At 65.8% G+C, this 20,929-nt stretch carries 17 protein-coding genes and 1 pseudogene; 10 read left to right on the top strand and 8 right to left on the bottom strand.

All coding sequences use genetic code 11. The features are described 5' to 3' along the window. A complete protein-coding gene (locus JQ580_RS12590; protein ID WP_212280373.1) occupies positions 1 to 747 on the bottom strand; it encodes a hypothetical protein in 747 nt (248 codons plus the stop codon). Between the two features lie 198 nt (positions 748 to 945). Here JQ580_RS12590 and JQ580_RS12585 point away from each other — a divergent pair. Both JQ580_RS12585 and JQ580_RS12580 read left to right on the top strand, forming a co-directional pair. Beyond that, positions 946 to 2,099, top strand: a pseudogene (locus JQ580_RS12585) (acyl-CoA dehydrogenase family protein). A 181-nt stretch (positions 2,100 to 2,280) separates the two neighbouring features. Beyond that, positions 2,281 to 4,245 carry a methyl-accepting chemotaxis protein gene (locus tag JQ580_RS12580; protein ID WP_212280372.1) on the top strand — a complete coding sequence of 655 codons (1,965 nt, stop codon included), beginning with the start codon at positions 2,281 to 2,283 and terminating at the stop codon, positions 4,243 to 4,245. A 77-nt stretch (positions 4,246 to 4,322) separates the two neighbouring features. Here JQ580_RS12580 and JQ580_RS12575 read toward each other — a convergent pair whose 3' ends face one another. Continuing rightward, on the bottom strand, positions 4,323 to 6,524 hold the full coding sequence (locus tag JQ580_RS12575; protein ID WP_212280371.1) for an EAL domain-containing protein: 2,202 nt from the start codon (positions 6,522 to 6,524) through the stop codon (positions 4,323 to 4,325). Between the two features lie 506 nt (positions 6,525 to 7,030). Between JQ580_RS12575 and mepA the strand changes: the two genes are divergently transcribed. From mepA to modC, 4 genes are all read left to right on the top strand, one after another. Then, positions 7,031 to 7,975 carry a penicillin-insensitive murein endopeptidase gene (gene mepA / locus JQ580_RS12570; protein ID WP_212280370.1) on the top strand — a complete coding sequence of 315 codons (945 nt, stop codon included), beginning with the start codon at positions 7,031 to 7,033 and terminating at the stop codon, positions 7,973 to 7,975. Positions 7,976 to 8,208: 233 nt separating this feature from the next. After that, positions 8,209 to 8,994, top strand: a complete 786-nt coding sequence (gene modA, locus JQ580_RS12565) for a molybdate ABC transporter substrate-binding protein (protein WP_212280369.1) — start codon at positions 8,209 to 8,211, stop codon at positions 8,992 to 8,994. Positions 8,995 to 9,007: 13 nt separating this feature from the next. Next, the gene (gene modB / locus JQ580_RS12560; RefSeq protein WP_212280368.1) at positions 9,008 to 9,703 is read left to right on the top strand and encodes a molybdate ABC transporter permease subunit; all 696 of its coding nucleotides are present in this window, start codon (positions 9,008 to 9,010) and stop codon (positions 9,701 to 9,703) included. A gap of 2 nt (positions 9,704 to 9,705) precedes the next feature. Beyond that, complete coding sequence (gene modC / locus JQ580_RS12555; protein WP_212280367.1) at positions 9,706 to 10,368, top strand: molybdenum ABC transporter ATP-binding protein; 663 nt, start codon at positions 9,706 to 9,708, stop codon at positions 10,366 to 10,368. Between the two features lie 37 nt (positions 10,369 to 10,405). On the opposite strand, the gene JQ580_RS12550 is transcribed toward modC, so the two are convergent. Beyond that, positions 10,406 to 12,199 (bottom strand): potassium/proton antiporter, encoded by a 1,794-nt coding sequence (locus JQ580_RS12550; RefSeq protein ID WP_212280366.1) that lies wholly within the window; start codon positions 12,197 to 12,199, stop codon positions 10,406 to 10,408. A 207-nt stretch (positions 12,200 to 12,406) separates the two neighbouring features. Here JQ580_RS12550 and JQ580_RS12545 point away from each other — a divergent pair, with 207 nt between their 5' ends. The 4 genes from JQ580_RS12545 to radC all read left to right on the top strand — a co-directional run bounded on the left by JQ580_RS12545 (position 12,407) and on the right by radC (position 16,696). Further along, entirely contained in the window at positions 12,407 to 13,723 is a 1,317-nt protein-coding gene (locus JQ580_RS12545; RefSeq protein WP_212280365.1) for a mechanosensitive ion channel family protein, read from the top strand. A gap of 184 nt (positions 13,724 to 13,907) precedes the next feature. Next, entirely contained in the window at positions 13,908 to 14,726 is an 819-nt protein-coding gene (gene map / locus JQ580_RS12540) for a type I methionyl aminopeptidase (RefSeq protein WP_212280364.1), read from the top strand. Positions 14,727 to 14,900: 174 nt separating this feature from the next. Continuing rightward, positions 14,901 to 15,860, top strand: a complete 960-nt coding sequence (locus JQ580_RS12535) for an MBL fold metallo-hydrolase (RefSeq protein WP_212280363.1) — start codon at positions 14,901 to 14,903, stop codon at positions 15,858 to 15,860. A 122-nt stretch (positions 15,861 to 15,982) separates the two neighbouring features. After that, positions 15,983 to 16,696, top strand: a complete 714-nt coding sequence (gene radC, locus JQ580_RS12530; protein ID WP_212280800.1) for a RadC family protein — start codon at positions 15,983 to 15,985, stop codon at positions 16,694 to 16,696. Here radC and JQ580_RS12525 read toward each other — a convergent pair. The 5 genes from JQ580_RS12525 to JQ580_RS12505 form a co-directional block, all read right to left on the bottom strand. Then, positions 16,644 to 17,408: a tetratricopeptide repeat protein gene (locus JQ580_RS12525; RefSeq protein WP_212280362.1), complete on the bottom strand. Its 765-nt coding sequence runs from the start codon at positions 17,406 to 17,408 to the stop codon at positions 16,644 to 16,646. The genes radC and JQ580_RS12525 overlap by 53 nt on opposite strands. Positions 17,409 to 17,586: 178 nt before the next feature. Continuing rightward, positions 17,587 to 18,309 carry an AprI/Inh family metalloprotease inhibitor gene (locus tag JQ580_RS12520; RefSeq protein ID WP_212280361.1) on the bottom strand — a complete coding sequence of 241 codons (723 nt, stop codon included), beginning with the start codon at positions 18,307 to 18,309 and terminating at the stop codon, positions 17,587 to 17,589. Then, complete coding sequence (locus JQ580_RS12515; protein ID WP_106949464.1) at positions 18,309 to 19,298, bottom strand: 2-hydroxyacid dehydrogenase; 990 nt, start codon at positions 19,296 to 19,298, stop codon at positions 18,309 to 18,311. The genes JQ580_RS12520 and JQ580_RS12515 overlap by 1 nt, the downstream gene beginning before the upstream one ends. Continuing rightward, positions 19,298 to 20,116, bottom strand: coding sequence for an ABC transporter permease (locus JQ580_RS12510; RefSeq protein WP_212280360.1), 819 nt, complete (start codon positions 20,114 to 20,116; stop codon positions 19,298 to 19,300). The genes JQ580_RS12515 and JQ580_RS12510 overlap by 1 nt, the downstream gene beginning before the upstream one ends. Beyond that, positions 20,113 to 20,928 (bottom strand): ABC transporter ATP-binding protein, encoded by an 816-nt coding sequence (locus JQ580_RS12505; RefSeq protein WP_212280359.1) that lies wholly within the window; start codon positions 20,926 to 20,928, stop codon positions 20,113 to 20,115. The genes JQ580_RS12510 and JQ580_RS12505 overlap by 4 nt, the downstream gene beginning before the upstream one ends. Position 20,929: the final 1 nt, after the last annotated feature.

Below are 20,929 nucleotides of genomic sequence, written 5' to 3'. Positions count from 1 at the left end.
TCAATTCACCGCTCGCAGCGCGGCCGTGAAGGCGGCGAGATCGGTTCGCGCCGTCTCGTCCGGAGCCCATCTGGGAAGGTCGGCAAGCTGCTCGAGCACGCGGGCCCGGTCCTGCGGCAGCAGGAAGCTCGCCCAGACCTCGCGCGTGTCGCGAATGGCGGCGGCGACCAGGCGGGCGTTGGCGGATTTGCCCGCGCCCTGGATCGCCGCGCAGACGGTGGTCAGGATGAATTCGGCGGAGCTGCGGCGGAAGCCGGTAAATCCCTCCTCGCGGATGCGGGTGCGCTGCTCCGGCGCGAGGCTCGCCATGAACAACTGGCCCGCAACCGCCTCGCGCGCCATGCCGCGGATGGCAAAGTTCATCGCCGCCGCGTACTGGTCGCCATAGTCCGTCATGTTGCGCTGAAGCGCGGCGAGATCGGGCTGCGGCCCCGGCTTCGAACCATAGAGCACGAACAGTTTCGAGGTCGCGTTGGCCGCGTCCATCCAGTCCATCAGCCAGCTCATGTCGCTCGCCTGCGCCGGCGGCAGCGCCTGCAGGGCCTCGACATCGAAGACGCGGCCGAGCAGTGCGGCGGTCTCCGGCCGGGTCAGGTCGGGTCGTCCCCCTTTTCTCGCCACGGCATCGACATAGGCGCGGAACATCCGCGCGGCCTCGCCCGCGGCGGCCGCATCACGGGCGCCGTCCTGCGCCAACGCCGGCGAAGCGAGCGCGAGCAGGACGATGAGGATTCGGACGATCGGCATGGGCAACCTCATCCGGCGCGATACGCGGTGCCGTTGGCGGCGGCTGAGGTTGTTGGTCGCGCGCCGCGCCGCCGAGGTTCACGGGCGGGCCTTCGCGCGCGGCGCACGGGGGATGTTGCCCGCACCTTGAACCATCCCGTCAAATGGACCACCATCATCGCCTCACTGCCCACGACAGAAAAAGGCGAGGACAGTCGAATGTCGGAGCTTCCCGGATCTGGTCTCGTCGAACGTGCCCGCGCCATCGCGCCGCTGATCGCGCGCGAAGCGGACGAGATCGAGCGGACGCGGCGGCTGACGCCTTCCGTCGTCGCGGCGCTGACCGAGAACGGGCTGTATCGTGCGTTGCTGCCGCAGAGCCTCGGCGGTGCGGAAGCCGCGCCTGAAGCCTTCATGCAGATGCTGGAGGCAATCGCCAAGGCCGACGCGTCCACCGCCTGGTGTCTCGGCCAGTGCAGTGTCTGCGCGATGATCGCGGCCTCGCTCGATCGCGATACTGCGCAGGAGATCTTCAACACGGCGCCCGGGATCCTGGCGTGGGGCGCGATCGCGCATGAGGCGCGCGCCGTCGAGGGCGGCTATCGCGTCACGGCGCGCTGGGATTTCGCCTCGGGCTCGCGGCAGGCGAACTGGCTGGGCGCCCATGTGCGCATCCTCGGGACCGACGGCACGCCGCGCGTGAATGCCGACGGCTCGCCTGAAGTGCGCACGATTCTGTTTCCCGCCTCCAGCGCGACATTGCACGACGTCTGGCAGGCGATCGGACTTGCCGGCACCGGCACCGATTCCTACGAGGTGAACGACCTCTTCATCCCGAGCGCTTCACCGCGTTCCGCGACATGCCGTCCGGGTTGCGCGAGCCAGGTCCGCTCTACAGGATCGGCACCGGCGCGGCCTTCAGCCTCGGCTTTGCCGCGGTGTCGCTCGGCGTCGCGCGCGCCACGCTGGATGCGGCCATCGCGCTGGCGCGCGGAAAACATCCCTCGCTGACGGCGAGTGCGATGCGCGACAACGGCGCGGTGCAGGGGCTGATCGGCCGCACCGAGGGCGATCTGCGCGCCGCGCGCGCCTATCTCTTTACGACCGCAACGGCGATGTGGCGCGATTTGTCCGCAACGGGCGAGTTCAGCACCGCGCACCGCAGCGCGGTGCGGCTGGCCGCGACCTGGACCATCCATCAATCGGCGAAGGTGGTCGACACCGCCTATCACATGGCCGGCGCGACCGCGGTGTTCCGCAGCAACCCGTTCGAACGCCGGTTTCGCGACATGCACGCGATCGCCCAGCAGATCCAGGCGCGCGACACGCATTATGAGGAAGTGGGGAAGGCGATCCTTGCCGAAACCCTCTAGTCGCCGGCGCAACGTCCCTGCCCGCGACGCGCAACAGGCCTTCCATGCGCCCGCTGCATCGAGTCATGCAAAAGGATGGGGGCGACTCCGTTGAAACACGGAGGCCATCCCGTCCTTGTTGTTAAGCAATTTCTGGGACCTTTCCACCAAAGCAAGATTTGGAAATGCCTGGGATTTTTTGATGTTCAAGATCAAGTCGATTGCCGCCCGCCTGATTCTCGCGATCGCCCTCACCGTGGCCGTGGCATGCGCCATCGTCTCAGGCTTCTCGATCAGCCAGCAACGGGCGCTGACCCGGATGGCGCTCGATCAGCAGCTCAAGCTGCAATATGAGAGCGTGATCGCGGCGATCGACTATGAGGGACGCTCGGCACTGGCTGTCTCCGCCGTGATCGCGGCGCTGCCGCCGGTCGGGGACGCCATCGCCAAGGGCGACCGCGACAGCCTGGCCGCGCTGCTCGGCGAGGCCAACAAATCGCTGAAGGCACAGGGTATCCCGCTCATCACCTTCCAGGTTCCGCCCGCGGTGGCGTTCTACCGCGTGCACGCTCCCAAAGTGTTCGGCGATGACGTCTCGGCGCGCCGCGAAACCGTCGTCGAGGCGATGAAGGGTGGCCGGCCGATCGTCGGCGTCGAGCCGGGCCGCGAGGCGCTTGGTATCTTCGGCATGACACCGATCATGCGCGACGGCAAAAGCATCGCCAACGTCGATATCGGCGTCGCCTTCGGCAAGGAGTTCGTCGACCGTGCCAAGAAGCGCTTCGGCATCGACCTTGCGGTCTACTCGCTCGACGGCAAGAACCTGAACAAGTTGTCTTCGACGTTCGGCAGCACGGTCGTCACCACGATGGACCAGTTGAAGAGCGCGATCGACGGGTCGGCGGTCCGGCACGAGGCCGAGCTCGACGGTCATCCGGTCGAGGTCTATGCCGGGCCGATCAAGAACTATGCAGGAGCGCCGGTCGGCGTGATCGAGATCATCAAGGACACGACCGAGTACGAGGCCGCGTTCGCCACGGCCGAGCGCAATTTGATCCTCGGCACGGTTGCCATCCTCGCCGTCGCGATCGTGCTGGCGCTGCTGCTCGGGCGCGGCCTGTCGCGGCCGCTCACCGCGATCACCGCGGTGATGAACCGGCTGTCGAGCGGCGATACCAGCGTCACGATTCCCGGCAGCGAGCGCCCGGACGAACTCGGCACCATGGCCAAGGCGGTGGACGTGTTCCGCCGCAACATGCTCGAAGCCGTCACCATGCGCGAGGCGCAGGAGGCCGACAAGGCCAAGGCAGAGATCGAGAAGCAGGCCCTGCAGCGTCAGATGGCCGACCGCTTCGAGGCCGACGTCAAGGGCGTGGTGGCCGCCGTGGCCAGGGCGACCGAGGGCATGCAGAGCGTCGCCGGCGACATCACCAGCAGCGTCAACGGCACCTCGCAGCGGGCCTCCGCCGCAGCGACGGCCTCCGAAGAGGCCTCGACCAGCGTGAACGCGGTCGCGGCGGCGACCGAGGAGCTGGCCTCGTCGGTCAGCGAGATCGGCCGCCAGGTCACCCATTCGAGCAAGGTCGCGAGCGACGCCGTGGGCAAGGCCGCGGAGACGACCGAGATGGTCACGAGCCTTGCCACCGCCGCCGAGCGCATCGGCGACGTGCTGCGTCTGATCAGCGAGATCGCGAGCCAGACCAATCTTCTTGCGCTCAACGCCACGATCGAGGCGGCGCGCGCGGGCGAAGCCGGCCGTGGCTTTGCCGTGGTCGCCTCCGAAGTGAAGGAGCTGGCGAGCCAGACCGCGAAGGCGACCGACGAGATCGCGAGCCAGGTCACCGCGATCCAGGCCGCCACAGGCAATTGCGTTACGGCGATTTCCGGGATTAGCGACACCATCCGCGAGATCAGCGGTATCGCCACCACGATCGCCGCCGCGGTCGAGGAGCAGGGCTCCGCGACGCGCGAGATCGCGCGCAGCGTGCAGCAGGCCTCGGCCGGCACCACGGACGTCTCGGCCAATGTCGCCGGCGCCAGCCAGGCCGCGGATCAATCGCGGGCGCTGGCAGGCAACGTGATGGCGGCCTCCGGCGAACTCGGGCAGCACGCCTCGGCGCTGATGCGAAGCGTGGACACGTTCCTGGCGGGGCTGCGGGCGGCGTAAGGCTTCGGGCTTGACTGCAGCCACGACGGTGCTGCGCTGCCTCGCCCGTTCTCACGGGGCTGGGAGAGGCAGGAAGCTCACGCCACCAGCGCGGCGTCTTCGTCGCCGTCGATGCCGCGCTGTGCGGCGAGCAGGCTGATGATCTCGGCGTTGGGCCGGGCCTTGCTGAACAGGAAGCCCTGGCCTTCGTCGCAGCCCTCGGTGCGCAGGCAGCTGAGCTCGGCTTCGGTCTCGACGCCTTCGGCGGTGATGGTGACGCCCAAGCCTTTACCGAGGCTGACGATAGAGCGGATGATCGCCTGCGCCTCGCGGTTGGCGCCGAGATCGCGCACAAAGGACTGGTCGATCTTGATCTTGTCGAAGGGAAAACTGCGCAAATAGCTGAGGCTGGAATAGCCGGTGCCGAAATCGTCCATCGAGATGCGCACCCCGAGTGCGCGCAAGGCATGCAGCGTCGCCAGCACCTGCGCGCTCTTCTCCAGCAGCAGCGTCTCGGTGATCTCGAGCTCAAGCCGCCGCGGCGGCAGGCCGGAATGTCTCAAGGCGTCCGTCACGATCGACAGCAGATTGCCACTGCGAAACTGCAGCGGCGACAGATTGACGGCAACGCGGACGTCGTCAGGCCAGCTTGCGGCATCGAGGCACGCCCGGCGCAGCATCAACCCGCCGAGCGGATTGATCAGGCCGGTGTCCTCGGCGACCGGAATGAACTCGGCCGGCGAGATCATGCCGCGCTCGGCATGGGGCCAGCGCACCAGCGCCTCGAAGCCGGTGATGCGGCCGCTCTGGAGGTCGACCAGCGGTTGGTAATAGGGACGCAGCACGTCGTTCTGGATCGCGTCGCGCAGCTCGACCTCGATCTTGCGCCGGCTCTGCGCCCGGGCGTCGAGCGCGGCCTCGAAGAAAGCGAAGCTGCCGCGCGCGTCCAGCTTGGCGCGCGACAGCGCCATGTCGGCGCTCTTGAGCAGCTTTTCGGAATCATCGCCGTCGCCCGGCGCCATCGCGATGCCGATCGAGGCGCCGATCACCACGGAATGGCCGTCGAGCAGATAGGGATCGGCGATCGCCGCAAGCAGACGTTTGGCCAGCATCACCGCGTCCTCGGGACGCGCCAGGCCGCTCTGCACGATGGCGAACTCGTCGGAGTTGAGCCGCGCCAACGCGTCTTCCTCGCGCAAGGTCGAGCGCAGCCGCTTGGCAACGCCGCGCAGCAGCTTGTCGCCGACCGCATGCCCGAGCGTGTCGTTGACCGACTTGAAACTGTCGAGCCCCAGCATCAGAAGCGCGACCTTGTCGGAGCTGCGCCGCGTGTGCAGCAGCATCTCGTCGACCTGCTGGCGCAGCAGGCTGCGGTTGGGAAGGCCGGTCAGGGTGTCGTGCTGGGCCATGAAGGCGAGCCGCGCCTCGGCGCGCTTGCGTTCGGTGATGTCCATCAGCGCAAGCAGCACCGCCGGCCGCTCGGCATAGGTCAATTCGCGGGAATAGATCGCGAGGTCGATCAGCGCGCCGTCGGCCTTGACATGCTTCCAGGTCCGGCCGGCCTGCTCCTCGCACGTCGGGTCCGCCACCCAGGGCGGCTCACTTTCGAAGGCCTGCAGGGAGCGGATCGTCAACCGTTCGAACTCGGCGCGGCTGTAGCCGTAATGCGCGACCGCGGCGTCGTTGACGCCGAGGATGCGCTCGTCGTCCAGCGCGCAGACGATCATGGGAACGGGATTGCCGTCGAACAGCAGGCGGAACGAGGCCTCGCGCTGCTTCAGCTCGGTGATGTCGACGCGCAGGCCGACCACCCCGCCATCGTCGGTCAGGCGCTCGTCGATCAGGATGACGCGGCCGTCGGACAGTTTCTGCTCGTGGCGGGCGCCGGGCTGATAGAGCCTCTGCAGGCGGTCGGCGATCCACTCGTCCTCGTGGCCGACGGCCTCGGGATAGTCGCCGCGGGCAACGCCGATGCGCAGCGTGTCTTCGAGACGCGCACCTTCCTCGAACAGATCGGCGGTCTTGCTGTAGATCTCGGCGTATTTCTTGTTCCAGAGGACGTAGCGGCCTTCGGCGTCGAGAAACACGATGCCCTGCGGCAGGATGTCGATGGCCTGGCGCAGGCGCTCATGGGATTTGCGCGCGTCCGCGATCGCAGCTTCGGCCTCGGCGCGGCTGCGCAGGACTTCCTCGCGTTCCGAAACGGCGCGCGGCGCGCGCGCAAAGCGCGGCTTGCGCGGCGTTTGGCCAGCCCGGGCAAGCGCGCGTTGCTTTCGTCGTCCTGCTTTTCGAGACCCCAAACCCAACTTCACTCGTCCCAGTCGCGCCCAACGGCGCAAGCTTTGGGGCAAGTGTCTGAAAGAAAAGTAATCCTGGGTGGCCGCGCCAGCCGAGGCGCCGCCTTGCGAGCATCGAGAACCCGGCGCGTGTGCCTGTTTACGAGGCGCGAGCAGGCCGTATGGCGCACCAAAGCCGCGACGTCATCGCACTCGACGACCGAGATGATGCAAAAAAGCGCGCTCTCCATGAATCAATTCCGGACGCGGGTCCGATTGCATACGGGATGGAAACGAACCCGGTTCCGCGCACGAATTTTGGTCAATGCAGGATACGGTTATCGCACCGTTAAGAATGCGGCCAGCTCCGCGAAAAAACTGCGATTTTTGGACGACCTTGTTGAAGGCGGGGATCGTCATGCCGGACGCCTCCGCGCTGGAACAACGGCCATCAAGGCGCTGCGAGATTGTCCGCCGCCGCACGCCCGATTCTTAACCCCGACGCCCTTGTTGGGCTATAAGATCTGCGCATGAGTCTCCGCCGCCTCACCCCTCTCCTGGTCGTCATGACGCTCCTGGCCGCCGGCGGCGCATTGGCCCAGGACAAGGGCAGCGTCAACCCGAAGCCGCTGCCGCCGCTCGCCAATCCCAACGACCCCGATATCGCAGCCAAGGAGCTGTTCGCGCGCAAGATGCTGCCGTCGAAGGGGGCGGCCCATGTCATCGGCTCCTACACCAGGGGCTGCATCGGCGGCGCCGAGCAGATCCCGGTCAACGGCGACCATTGGCAGGTGATGCGGCTGTCGCGTAATCGCAGCTATGGCCACCCTGACATGATCGCGCTGATCAAGCGGCTCGCAGCCAGGGCGCACAAGGACGCGGGATGGCCCGGCATCCTAGTCGGCGACATCGCCCAGCCGCGTGGCGGCCCGGCGCTGTCGGGCCACGCCAGCCACCAGATCGGTCTCGATGCCGACATCTGGCTGACGCCGTCGCCGGACCGCCGCCTCTCGCGCGAGGAGCGTGAGGACATGTCGGCGGTGATGATGGTGCGCCAGGACCGGCTCGACGTCGATCCGAAGGTGTTCACCCCGAGCCATGTGCTGGTGCTGCGCGACGCGGCGCGGGAGCCGGCGGTGCAGCGCATCTTCGTCAATGCCGCGATCAAGAAGGCGCTGTGCCGCGAGGCGAAGGGCGACCGCACCTGGCTGTCGAAGATCCGACCCTGGTGGGGCCACGACTACCACTTCCACATCCGCATGCGCTGCCCTGCAGGGGCCGGCGAATGCGAGGGCCAGCCGTCACAGGCCGAGGACGAAGGCTGCAAGCCCGCCGATCTCGCCTATTGGTTCTCCGACGCGGTGCTGCACCCCAAGCCGCCGCCGGAGCCGCCGAAGCCCAAGCCACCGATGACGCTGGCGCAGATGCCGGCGGCCTGCAAGGCGGTGCTGCATGCGGCGGATGCGAAGCCGTAAGGATGTGTGGACCGCGCGGCCGCCTCACCCCGCGGTGATTGGGCCGCGCTTTTGGGATGACGACCCTGGTTTGACCTCGGGCGCCAGCCTGCTATCTTCGCGATTGCGATATCCCTGCCGGCCGTAAGCCGCAGCCGGGCCCCGTGGACAGCGCTTCCACCCGTCGCGACCTGACCCACCAACGCCAGACCTGAGCGTGCATCCTGCGCGCGCGGACTCGCACGGAGCGCACCATGCTACGTATTTCAGGACTCTTCGCCGCCTTCGTGATGCTCGCGAGCACGAGCCTTGCGCCGGCAGCCGCCGAGGACAAGACCATCACCGTGTTCGCCGCGGCGTCGATGAAGAACGCGCTCGACGAGATCGACGCTGCCTACACGGCCAGGACCGGCGTCAAGTTCTCGGTCAGCTATGCCGCGAGCTCGGTGCTGGCCAAACAGATCGAGCAGGGCGCGCCGGCCGACGTGTTCGTCTCGGCCGACACGGACTGGATGGACTACGCGATCTCCAGGAAGACCATCAACGAGCCTTCCCGAGTCAATCTGCTCGGCAACAGCATCGTGCTGATCGCACCGAAGGATTCCAGGATCGACAACGTCACCATCGCGCAAGGTTTCGACCTGGCCAAACTCGCCGGCGACGGCAGGATTGCGACCGGGGACGTCAAGTCGGTGCCGGTGGGCAAATACGCCAAGGCGGCGCTGGAGAGACTGGGCGCGTGGCAGACCGCCGAGCCGAAATTCGCCATGGCCGAGAGCGTGCGTGCGGCGCTGACGCTGGTGGCGCGCGGCGAGGCCAATCTCGGCATCGTCTATTCCACCGACGCCAAGGTCGAGCCCGGCGTCAAGATCGTCGGCACGTTCCCGGCGGAGTCGCATCCGGCGATCATCTATCCGGTTGCCGCGACCACGATTGCGAAGCCGGAGACGAACGACTATCTCGCCTTCCTGCGCTCCTCCGCCGCCAAGACCATCTTCGAAAAATACGGCTTCAAGTTCCTGGTCAGCCCGACAATCTGATATTCACCACGTGATGTCAGACATCTCTCCCGCCGAATGGACCGCGATCCTGCTCTCAGTCAGAGTCGCGATCATCGCAACGCTGGTGGCGACGCCATTCGGCATCGCGCTGGCGTGGCTGCTGGCGCGGCGCGATTTCTGGGGCAAGTCGATGCTCGACGCCATCGTGCATCTGCCGCTGGTGCTGCCGCCGGTGGTCACCGGCTATCTGCTTCTGCTGACGTTCGGCCGCCGCGGCCTCGTCGGCGGATTCCTCGCCGATCATCTCGGTATCGTGTTCTCGTTTCGCTGGACCGGCGCGGCGCTGGCCTGCGGTGTGATGTCGTTCCCGTTGTTGGTGCGGCCGATGCGGCTGTCGATCGAGGCGATCGACCGGCGGCTCGAGCAGGCCGCCGAGACGCTCGGCGCCGCACCCTGGAAAGTGTTCTTGACCGTGACGCTGCCCTTGGCGCTGCCCGGCGTGCTCGCCGGCATGGTGCTCGGCTTTGCCAAGGCGATCGGCGAGTTCGGCGCCACCATCACCTTCGTCTCCAACATTCCCGGCGAGACCCAGACGATTTCCTCGGCAATCTATTCGCTGATCCAGACGCCGGACGGCGACGCTGCGGCCGGCCGGCTCGTGATTGTCTCGATCGTGCTGGCGCTCGGCGCCCTGATCGCTGCCGAATGGTTCGCCCGCCGCGCGACGCAGCGCCTGCACGGGAATTGACCATGCTCCGCGTCGACGTCGAGAAGCAACTCGGTGAATTCTCGCTTCAGGCATCCTTCACCGGCGAAGGCCGCGTCATCGGCCTGTTCGGCGCCTCCGGCGCCGGCAAGACGTCGCTGGTGAACATGATCGCCGGGCTGCTGCGGCCCGACCGCGGCACCATCGTGCTCGACGGCGAAACCGTCGACGACACTGCGGCCGGGATTCATGTCCCGGCCTGGCGCCGCCGCATCGGCTATGTGTTTCAGGACGCGCGGCTCTTCCCGCACCTCAACGTCGCGCAAAATCTCGACTATGGACGAAGGATGAACCGACTGGCGCCGGATCCGGCGCAGCACGCCCGCGTCATCGACCTGCTCGATATCGGCACCCTGCTCGGCCGCCGCCCCGGAAAGCTCTCCGGCGGTGAGCGCCAGCGCGTCGCGCTCGGACGCGCACTGCTGGCAAAGCCGCGGCTGCTGCTGCTCGACGAGCCGCTCGGCGCGCTCGACGAGGGCCGCAAGCTCGAGATCCTGCCCTATCTGGTGCGGCTGCGCGACGAGGCCAATGTCCCCATGGTCTATGTCAGCCACGACGCCGCCGAGCTGCGCCAGCTCGCGACGCAGATCGTGATGCTGAAACAGGGCCGGGTGACGAGCCTTGGCGGGGTGAAGATGCTGGCGTAAGGCTGTCGCAAGATCGAGCGCAGTGTCTATCGCGTCCCTAAACCCCAGCCACCGACGTCCAGACCTCCGCGAGCTTCTTCCGCAGCGCCTGTGCGCGCGTCGGCGGCGGCGGCGTCTCGTCTTCTTCCGGAAGCCGCAGGCCGACGACGTTGACGCGGCCGCCGGAGATGCTGCGCGCGACCAGCACGATCTCGTCCAGCGGCAGCTCGGCGCCCTCTTTCGGGGCCCGGTCGAGGTGGACGTCGAAATAGTCGGCGAGCGTCAGCTTGCTCGCGTCCTCGCCGACCCTGACGCCGTAGATCTCGGCAAGCTCGGCCAGCGTGTGCTCGCCGGAGACCAGGAAGTCGCCGAGCAAATGCGGATCGGGCGCCGAGCTCGGCTGCATGTCGACGAAGAAGCGGTCGAGCGACTCGGCCTTTTCCGGCGGGGCCAGCAGGTAGATGTAGTCGCCGGGCGCGATCGGCTCGGCCTCCAGCGGCGTCAGGATGTTCTCGTTGCGGATCACCAGCGTCGGCCTGGACCAGGACGGGATCAGACCGCGGCGAAAGTACAGGCTCTTCGCGCGCACCGGGTAGCCGACCAGCTGCTGTTCGAGTTGCCCGGGCAGATCCAGCTCGACACGCCGCGGACCGCGCTCGGCGCGCGGCAGGGCGACATGCAGCTTGCGCGCGGCGGGCGCCAGCGTCCAGCCTTGCAGCAACAGCGAGATGATGACGACGACGAAGGCGACGTCGAAATACAGATAAGCCTTGGACAGGCCGACCAGCATCGGGATCGAGGCCAGGAAGATCGCGACCGCGCCGCGCAGGCCGGTCCATGCGATGAAGATCCGTTCGCGCCAGTTGAAGCGGAACGGCGTCAGGCAAACGAATACCGCGATCGGCCGCGCCACCAGCATCAGCACGAAGGCGATCCCAACCGCCGGCAAGACGCTGGCGCCGAGCCGGCTCGGCGAGACCAGCAGGCCGAGCAGCACGAACATCACGATCTGCGCCAGCCATGTCGCGGCATCGAGGAAGGTCACCACCGAATTATGTGCGCGGGTCGGCCGGTTGCCGATGATTATGCCGGCCAGATAGACCGCGAGGAAGCCGGAGGCGTGCATGATCTGCGAGCCGCCGAAGATCACGAGTGCCGCGGTCGTGACGAAGGGCGCGTGCAGTCCCTGCGGCAGCGCGACCTTGTTGAGCGCGAGCACAACGAGGCGTCCCCCGAAGAAGCCGACGACGGCGCCCAGCACGGCCTCCTGGACGAATTCCATCAGCACATGGCCTGCGGAGCTCGATCCCAGCGAGATATATTCGACCAGCATCAGGGTCAGGAAGATCGCGAAGGGATCGTTGGTGCCGGATTCCGCCTCCAGCGTCGCGCCGACGCGCGGGCGCAGGCGCAGGCCCTGGGTGTGCACCAGCAGGAACACCGCGGCGGCGTCGGTCGAGGCGACCACCGCGCCGACCAGCAACGACTCGGTCCAGTTGAGGTCGAGCGCGTATTTGGCGAACGGCGCAGTGATCAGCGCGGTCAGGAGCACGCCGACGGTCGCGAGCACCACGGACGGCGCGAGCACGGTGCGGATGCTGGCAAAGCGCGTCTTCAGGCCGCCGTCGAACAGGATCAGGGCCAGCGCGACGGAGCCCACCAGATAAGTGGTGCGGACGTCGTCGAACTGAAGCTGGCCGGGGCCGGAATCACCGGCGAGCATGCCGATCAAAAGGAACACGAGCAGCAAAGGCGCGCCGAAGCGCAGCGCAAGCAGGCTCGACAGGATACCGGCCATCACGAGGACGGCGCCGAGCAATATGGCGATGCTGACGGAGTCGAGGGAAGCCATCCACCTTCCGGGCAAAAACAGCTGGAAGGGCATCCATATCGTCGCGGCCGCGGCACGCCAACCCATTTCTCCCGCTCGCGGCAATCTGCCCGCGTTTTACGGCCTTAACGCGCTTCACTTCACGGTGTATCGATGGCCCGGCCGCGCCCATTGTGGGATTCTGCGGCTCCCTCGAATCAATTCCTTCCCCGTTTGCCGACGAGACCGATGGACATGGACCTCAAGGACTTGATGGAGTTCGTGCAGACGACGGCGCGCAGCGTCGGGGCGGAAATCTCCTCGCCCTGGTTCTACCTGCAATTCGGTCTCATCCTGGCCGCGGCGGGCATCGCCTATGCCGCGGACACCGCCATCCGCAACCGGGTCGACATGAGCTCGCTGGCGATGCGCTGGCCGCTGCCGCTCCGGCACTTTGCCCGGGTGATGGTCTCCAGCGCCTCGACGGCGGTTTTCACCCTGCTCGTGATCATCTCGCGCGTGGTGATGTACCACGCGACCTGGCCGAGCCGCTCCTATCTGCTGATGGTCGCCGCCAAGCTGGGCTTCGCCTGGCTCGTGATCCGGCTGGTGACGACGGTGCTGCGCAATGCGTTCATCGTCCGCCTGGTGTCGATCACGGCGTGGTTCGTCGCCGCGCTGTCCATCCTCGGCCAGCTCGATACGACCGTCGATCTGCTCGATGCCTATGCGATCGTGCTCGGTGGCCTCAGGCTGACCCCGCTGCTGGTCCTCAAGGCCGGCGCGCTCCTGCTGATCGCGCTCTGGGTCACCAACATCGCGAGCAATTTCGCCGAGAGCCGGATCAACGCAACCACCGACCTGACGCCGTCGGTGCAGGTGCTGCTGGTCAAGATCATCCGCATCGGGCTTCTTGCCATCGCAGTGGTGATTGCGCTCGGCGCGGTCGGCATCGACTTGTCGGCGCTGGCGGTGTTCTCCGGCGCGGTCGGCGTCGGCATCGGTATCGGCCTGCAGAAGATCGTGGCCAACTTCATCTCGGGCATCATCCTGCTGGCCGACAAATCGGTGAAGCCCGGCGACCTCGTCACCATCGGCGACAATACCGGCCGCATCAGCGCGATGAAAACGCGCTATATTTCCGTTGCCGCCGGCGACGGGCGCGAATTCCTGATCCCGAATGAGGATCTGGTGACGCAGAAGGTCGTCAACTGGACCTATACCGACAAGAACACGCTGGTGAAGATCGCCTTCGGCACCAATTACGACGCCGACCCCCGCCTGGTCACCAGGCTCGCCGCCGAGACCGCCGCCGCCCATCCGCGCGCGACCAAGGGCAAACCGCCGAACGCCATTTTGACCGAGTTCGCCGAAGCCGGGATGAAGTTCTCGCTGACCTTCTGGATTGCGGACCCCGACGGCATGGACAATGTCAAGAGCGACGTGATGCTGGCGCTGTGGGACGCCTTCAAGAGCGAGGGTATCCGGGTTCCCTACCCCGTCCGCGAGATCCGCATCCGGGGCGGCGCGCTGCCGGTGGAAACCACCGTGGAAGTCCCGAATTAGGCCCGCTTTCGGGCGCAAGGCCGGGAAGAATCTCGTTTTGACGCGTTTTCTTCACGCGAACCGGCGGCCACTTCGCTCGAAAACGCTCTGCCTTGGCTTGCACGAAGGCCCGTGATCGTTAGATTAGGGCGTGAAATCAAGCCCTTCCACCGACATCGACCCCTTTTCAGAAGATCGCGCCCGCATGAGCTACGTCGAAGCCACCGATACCTCGCTGCGCAAGACCGGACAGATCAAGCTGCATGGACCGAGCGCGTTTGCCGGCATGCGCAAGGCGGGTGCGCTGGTGGCGAAGTGCCTCGACGAGCTCACCGACATTGTCGGGCCCGGCGTGCCGACCGAGCGTATCGACCAGTTCGTCCGTGACTTCGCCTTCAGCCATGGCGCCTTTCCGGCGACGCTGATGTATCGCGGCTATCGCTACTCGACCTGCACCTCGCTCAACCACGTGGTCTGCCACGGCATGCCCGGCGACCGTCCGCTGAAGGAAGGCGACATCGTCAACATCGATGTCACCTTCATCGTCGACGGCTGGTACGGCGATTCCAGCCGGATGTATGCGGTCGGCCCGATCGCACGCAAGGCCGAGCGGCTGATCGAGGTGACCTATGAAGCCATGATGCGCGGCATCGCCGCCGTGAAGCCCGGCGCCACCACCGGCGACATCGGTCACGCCATCCAGAGCTTCGTCGAGCCGCAGGGCATGAGCGTGGTGCGCGATTTCTGCGGCCACGGCCTCGGCCGCATGTTCCACGACGAGCCGAACATCATCCATATCGGCCGGCCCGGCGAAGGCGTGCAGCTCAAGCCCGGCATGTTCTTCACCATCGAGCCGATGATCAATCTCGGCAAGCCGCATGTGAAGATCCTCTCCGACGGCTGGACTGCCGTCACCCGCGACCGCTCGCTGTCGGCACAGTTCGAGCACTCCGTGGGCGTGACGGCGACGGGCGTCGAGATTTTCACACTGTCGGAGCGGCACGGCGAGAAGCAGATCGCCTAGGTGCAATCCTCCTTGTTGCCAGTCGTTCTCAACGCGGCGGCCTGCCTGCGGCAACTTGCCGTTCTCTCAATCTCGATCACCACGGAATAGGCTGCGCATCCCGGTGTCGAACTCTCAGGGCGCTTTCAATCCGTGAGCGCACTTGCGAGGATTCCCTCAAGGCGGAGCATCACAATGTTCGAGATTTCACGTCGCGATCTGGTCCTCGGGAGCACGGGGGCCGCACTGGTTTTCGGCCTCAAGGGGCCGGTTTCCTTCATCGATGCGGCATATGCGCAGCGCGCCGCCGACAGCTTCAAATACATGGTCAGCGACATCGAGGTGTTCAGCCTGCATGAAGGCGCGATCGAACGCCCGGTGACCGAGGGCATGGTCAAGAATGTCGGGCTGGACGACGTCAAGAAGGCGCTGACCGCGTCCGGCATCGGACCCGACAAGATCGAGAATCCCTTTACCGTCACCGCGATCCGGACTGGCGGCAAGGTCATTCTGTTCGACACCGGTTTCGGCGGCAACGGGCCCTCGAGCGTCGGCAAGCTCGCCACCAACATGAAGGCGGCCGGCCTCGATCCGGCGACGGTCTCCACGGTGGTGATCTCGCATTTCCACCCTGATCACATTTCCGGTTTGTGGGTCAAGGAGACCGACGCCCAGGTGTTTCCGAACGCGGAAATCATGATGCCGGAGGTCGAGTACAAGTTCTGGACCGACGCGGCACTGGTCGAAAAGGTGCCCGAAGCCAACCGTCCCCACGTCAAGCGGATCCAGGCGACCTTCCCGACCTGGAAGAACATCAAGCAGTATGCCGACGGCGCCGACCTTGCACCCGGCGTCAAGGCCATTGCCACGCCGGGTCACACGATCGGCCACATGTCCTTCCTGGTGGCATCCGGCGGACAGCAGCTCTTCATCCAGAGCGACGTCACCGGCATCTACCAGCTGTTCGTCAAGAACCCCGGCTGGTTCTCCGGCTTCGACAGCGACGGACCAAAAGCGGAAGCCACCCGCCGCGCCTTCTTCGATCGCGTGATCGCCGAAAAGGGCATGATCGCCGGCTATCATTTCGGCTTCCCGAACGTGGGCACGCTGACCAAGGACGGCAGCGGCTACGCCTTCGCGGCCGTGAAGGCCTGATCGCACAGCGAACCGGGGATTCGAAGGCGCCGTGTTCGCACGGCGCCTTTTTTCTTGCCGAATTGGCTGGCCGCCCGCACTTCCGAGTTGCAAAAGCCCCGCGTCACGGCATGCTTGCGCCGATGCCCCGCAAGACCGACCAGCAAGAACATCAGTCCGCCGAACCGCCGCACTATCACGGGCATCGCGAGCGGCTGCGCGAGCGCTTCTACAGCGCCGGGGCGGATGCGCTCAGCGACTACGAATTGCTGGAGATGGCGCTGTTTCCGGCGTTGCCGCGCCGGGACACCAAGCCGCTGGCGAAGATGTTGATCAAGACTTTTGGTTCTTTCGCCGAGGTCGTGCACGCGCCTGTCGCACGCTTGCGCGAGGTCGAGGGCGTCGGCGAAGCCGCGGTCAACCAGCTCAAGCTGATCGCGGCCGCGGCGAGCCGCGTGACCAAGGGCGAGGTCAACAGCCGCAACGCGCTGTCGTCGTGGAACGAGGTGATCGACTATTGCCGCTCCAGCATGGCGTTTGCCGACAAGGAGCAATTCCGCCTGCTGTTCCTCGACAAGCGCAACCAGCTGATCGCCGACGAGGTGCAGCAGACCGGCACGGTGGACCACACACCGGTCTATCCGCGCGAGGTGATCAAGCGCGCGCTGGAATTATCGGCGACCGCCTTGATCCTGGTGCACAACCATCCCAGCGGCGATCCCTCGCCGTCCCAGGCCGACATCCAGATGACGAAGGCGATCATCGACATCGCCAAGCCACTGGGGATTGCCGTGCACGATCACATCATCGTCGGCAAGAGCGGGCATGCGAGCCTGCGCGGGATGCGGTTGATCTAGCACAGATCAGGTCGTCGGTTTCCTGACGGCTTTGAGATGATCTTCCGCAGCCGTGATGCCGGCGAATGCCTTGAGTGTCAGAGCAGTCGGCTGCGGCTTCCACCCGGCAACTATTTTCTCCGCATTCTCGCGTTCCGATTTGGACAACGAGCCGGCCATCTCGTTCACGTTCTTTGGCGGCGCAATTTGCGAGAGCTTGAAATAGGCATACGACAGAGACAGGTCCCTCGGCGTTCCCCTCCCAGCGGAATAAGCCCGGGACAGGCTGAAGAGGGCGGAGGGAAGTCCCTGATCGCCGGCCATTTTCCACCATTTCAACTTCTTCTTCCGGGTTGCCCTGCCGGTCGTACAGGAGGGCGACATCGTGCTGTGCACGCGCATAGCCGGCCCTGGCGGACACAAGCTTGTATTTCAAGGCTTGATCCGCATCAGCGGCGACGATGCCGGCGCCCTGCCCGTCAAAGTAACAGCCGAGCTTGTAGGCCCCGAGCGGCTCGTTGGCCGCGGCCGATTTCTGAAACCACGCGAAGGCCTGGCTGCGGTCCTGCTGGGTGCCGATGCCGTTATTGTACATCATTCCGACATGGTATTGCGCCTCGGCATCTCCTTGATGCGCCAAGGTGACCATCGCATTGAAGGTGCCTGCATCATCGGCACGGGCGGGCATCCCGAGAAACAGCAGGCACGAAAAAGCCAGGACGACGAATTTCATGTCAAAGCGCGATCAGGTTTGAGCCGTTTTGTCTTGGTCGCTCGGAAGACAAAGAGGGTTCGAAACCTGGCCAGAACTCGATAACGGCGGGTTTTGACCAGCTTTCGCGCTAACGCGGCAAAAGGCGGCCCGGCCGCAGCCCGCTACGCCCGCTTGCCCGCGGCGAGGGCTTGCTCGCCTACTGACGCAGCATGATCAGCGGATCGGCGGTGTCGGGGATGCGCCGCCACTGCGCGTTGTCGTCGGCTTCGAACTGCCAGACGTCGCCCGATTTCGACATCAGGATGATCTGGCCGCGCTCGAGCCGCCATTGCGTCGGGTTGAACTGGGCGACGGCCGCGTCGCATTTCGGCTTGAGGAAGACCTGGAAATTGTCGGGGCCGGCTTCCGTGTTGGTCAGCGTCAGCCCGCAGACCGGCTGGCCGTTGCCGCGCACCATGGCCCAGTCACCGATCATCTGGTCCATCGACTTGGCCATCGAGCGCGCGGCGGCGAGATCCTGCAGGATATAGACGCCCTCGCCCTGGCGCAGGCCTTCGAAGATGCCGGCCTCGACCTCGGTGAAGTCGATCACGGCTTCACCGGTCGCATCCTGCAGACGGACGATATCGAGGCCCCTGACGCTCCAGGCGACGATATCCTTGGTGAAGGGCAGCGCGGTCTTGCAGGCCGGCTCGAGTTCGAGCTTGTATCCCAGCGCGACCGGGTCGCCCTTGATCGTGACGACGCAGGTCTTGCTGCGTTCGGTGGTCGAGAGCTCCCACTGCCCGAGCATCTCCTTCTTCAGCGTCGTCGCATTCTGCGCATGCGCGATGCCGAGCGCGGCCAAGGAGGCCGCGACGGCACCGATCGCGGCCAAAGAGGCCGCGACGGCGAATGCAACGACCCGAAGATTTCGCATCAGCGTCCCTTGAACGGCGTTTCGGCAACCGGCGTCAGTGGCGCCTTGCCTGAGAACCATGACTTGAGGTTGTCGACCACGAGCTGGTCCATGGCGTTGCGCGTCACCACCGAGGCCGAGCCGATATGTGGCAGCAGCACGACGTTCTGCATCGCCTTGAGCTCGTCCGGCACGGTCGGCTCTGCCGCGAACACGTCGAGGCCGGCAGCGAGGATGGTGCCGGATTTCAGCGCCTGCACCAGCGCCGGCTCGTCGACCACGGAGCCGCGCGCGACATTGATCAGCACGCCCCGCGGGCCGAGCGCCTTCAGCACCTCGGCATTGATCATCTTGTTCGTCGCCGCGCCGCCGGGCACGATCACCATCAGCGTGTCCACCGCCTTCGCCATCTCGATCAGATCAGGATAATGCTTATAGGAGACGTCCTTGGACGGATTGCGCGAGTGATAGACCACCGGCACCAGCGAGGCATCGAGCCGACGCGCGATGGCCTGGCCGATCCGGCCCATGCCGACGATGCCGACCTTGCGGTCGCGCAGCGAGCCGACGCTGAGCGGATAGTTCTGGGTCTGCCAGAGGCCGGAGCGGACGTAGCGGTCGGCCTTGATGAATTCGCGCAAGGTGGAGATCAGCAGGCCCATCGCGACGTCGGCGACCTCTTCGGTCAGCACGTCGGGCGTGTTGGTGACGATGATGTTGTGCTCGGCCGCGTATTTCGCATCGACGTGGTCGTAACCGACGCCGAAGCTCGCCACCATCTCGATCTTGGGAAGCTTCGACAGCGAACCCTTGTCGGCGCGGACGGTGTGATAGGTCACCGCCACGCCGCGGATCTTCTCGCGAATTTCCGGCGTCAACCGTTCGAGGTCGCCATGCGTCTCGGCCTTGTGCACGACGAAATGGTCGGAAAATCCGTTCTCGAGGATGGGCCGCACCGGCCCATAGATCAGAAGATCGATCTTCTCGGACGAAATCGAACCGGCAGCCATCAGTTTTCCTTTCCAAGCGCGCTTTCGTGCCAGCGCCGTAAAACGAGGTGGGAAACTACCGCCAGCACCCCATAGATGACAATCCCGGCCAAGGACAACAGAAGCAGCGCTGCGAACATGCGGGGTATGTTCAATCGATATCCGGACTCGGCGATCCTGTAGGCAAGCCCGGAGCCGGCACCGGCAGTTCCGGCCGCGATCTCGGCCACGACCGCGCCGATCAGCGACAGGCCGCCGGCGATGCGCAGGCCGCCGAGGATATAGGGCAACGCCGCGGGCAGCTTGAGAAAGCGCAGCGTCTGCGGCTTTGAGGCGCCATAGAGCTGGAACAGGCCGGCAAGATTGCGATCGACCGAATTCAGCCCGAGCGTGGTGTTGGACAGCACCGGGAAAAAGGCGACGATGAAGGCGCAAGCCACCACCGCGGTCTGCTGCTCCAGGTAGATCAGCAGCAGCGGCGCGATCGCGATGACAGGGGTAACCTGGAGGACGATGGCATAGGGGAACAGCGAATATTCCACCCATTTCGACTGATTGAACAGCAGCGCGAGTGCAATGCCGCCGATGCTGGCCGCGGCAAAACCTTCGAGTGTGGTCAGAAGCGTGGCGGCGAGCGATTGTGACAGCACCGCCCAGTCCTTGATCAGCGTCAGGACGATGACGGAGGGCGCCGGCAGCACGTAGGGCGGGATGCCCTTGATGCGGACCAGGAGTTCCCAGGCGAGAATGCCGGCCGCGAACACGATGACAGGAAGCACGAAGCGCAGCGCGGATTGCAGGGATCGCGGCTTCGCGGTGACGGTCGCCTGCGCGTTCATAGCGTCGACTGCCCGGAATAGGATGGCGCCAGCGCGGCCGACACCTTCCGGCAATAATCGGAATAGGCCGCGGACGTGCGAAACGCCTCGCCGCGCGGCTCGACCGTCTCGATGCGGATGTCGGCCTGGATGCGGCCGGGCCGTGCCGTCATCACCACGACGCGCTGCGACAGATAGACGGATTCGAACACCGAATGGGTCACGAAGATAACGGTCTTGCCGAGGCTGCGCCACAGCGCGAGCAGATCGTTGTTGAGCCGAAAGCGCGTGATCTCGTCGAGCGCGGCGAACGGCTCGTCCATCAAGAGGATATCCGGCTCGGTGACGAGCGCGCGCGCCAGCGACGCCCGCATTTTCATGCCGCCGGAGAGCTCCCGCGGAAAGGCATCGGCGAAATCGGCGAGACCGACGCTGGCCAGCGCTTCGTCGGACCGCGCACGGGCCTCGGCTTTGGGGATGCCCGCAAGCTTCAGTGGCAGCCGCACATTCTCGCGCACGCTGGTCCAGGGCATGAGGGTCGGCTCCTGAAACACGAAGCCGATCCCGTGACCTGGCTGCCGCGCGCCTTCGTGGCGAGCCACCCGGACGGTGCCCGACGACGGTGCGGTGAGCTCCGCGATGATGCGCAGCGCCGTCGACTTGCCACAGCCAGACGGCCCCAGCAGCGAAATGAACTCGCCCTTGCGCACCGTGAGGTCGAGCGCACCGAGCGCCAGGACGCCATTGTCGTAAGTCTTCGTCACGCCGCGCAGGCTGACGGCGAGATGCGTCAGGCCGGCGTCGGCCGCGAGCGAGGTTTTGCCTGATGACATC

This window comes from Bradyrhizobium sp. SZCCT0148 (assembly GCF_018129985.1).
GTDB lineage: Bacteria > Pseudomonadota > Alphaproteobacteria > Rhizobiales > Xanthobacteraceae > Bradyrhizobium > Bradyrhizobium japonicum_H.
The sequence above is the reverse complement of the archived record's forward strand: the minus strand, read 5'-3'. Positions and strand labels throughout refer to the sequence as shown.

Bases quoted from the DNA above. Each gene is read 5' to 3' on its own strand.
- JQ580_RS12590 (WP_212280373.1), bottom strand. From the start codon at position 747: ATGCCGATCGTCCGAATCCTCATCGTCCTGCTCGCGCTCGCTTCGCCG.
- JQ580_RS12580 (WP_212280372.1), top strand. From the start codon at position 2,281: ATGTTCAAGATCAAGTCGATTGCCGCCCGCCTGATTCTCGCGATCGCC.
- mepA (WP_212280370.1), top strand. From the start codon at position 7,031: ATGAGTCTCCGCCGCCTCACCCCTCTCCTGGTCGTCATGACGCTCCTG.
- modA (WP_212280369.1), top strand. From the start codon at position 8,209: ATGCTACGTATTTCAGGACTCTTCGCCGCCTTCGTGATGCTCGCGAGC.
- modB (WP_212280368.1), top strand. From the start codon at position 9,008: ATGTCAGACATCTCTCCCGCCGAATGGACCGCGATCCTGCTCTCAGTC.
- modC (WP_212280367.1), top strand. From the start codon at position 9,706: ATGCTCCGCGTCGACGTCGAGAAGCAACTCGGTGAATTCTCGCTTCAG.
- JQ580_RS12550 (WP_212280366.1), bottom strand. From the start codon at position 12,199: ATGGCTTCCCTCGACTCCGTCAGCATCGCCATATTGCTCGGCGCCGTC.
- JQ580_RS12545 (WP_212280365.1), top strand. From the start codon at position 12,407: ATGGACATGGACCTCAAGGACTTGATGGAGTTCGTGCAGACGACGGCG.
- map (WP_212280364.1), top strand. From the start codon at position 13,908: ATGAGCTACGTCGAAGCCACCGATACCTCGCTGCGCAAGACCGGACAG.
- JQ580_RS12535 (WP_212280363.1), top strand. From the start codon at position 14,901: ATGTTCGAGATTTCACGTCGCGATCTGGTCCTCGGGAGCACGGGGGCC.
- radC (WP_212280800.1), top strand. From the start codon at position 15,983: ATGCCCCGCAAGACCGACCAGCAAGAACATCAGTCCGCCGAACCGCCG.
- JQ580_RS12525 (WP_212280362.1), bottom strand. From the start codon at position 17,408: ATGAAATTCGTCGTCCTGGCTTTTTCGTGCCTGCTGTTTCTCGGGATG.
- JQ580_RS12520 (WP_212280361.1), bottom strand. From the start codon at position 18,309: ATGCGAAATCTTCGGGTCGTTGCATTCGCCGTCGCGGCCTCTTTGGCC.
- JQ580_RS12515 (WP_106949464.1), bottom strand. From the start codon at position 19,298: ATGGCTGCCGGTTCGATTTCGTCCGAGAAGATCGATCTTCTGATCTAT.
- JQ580_RS12510 (WP_212280360.1), bottom strand. From the start codon at position 20,116: ATGAACGCGCAGGCGACCGTCACCGCGAAGCCGCGATCCCTGCAATCC.
- JQ580_RS12505 (WP_212280359.1), bottom strand. From the start codon at position 20,928: ATGTCATCAGGCAAAACCTCGCTCGCGGCCGACGCCGGCCTGACGCAT.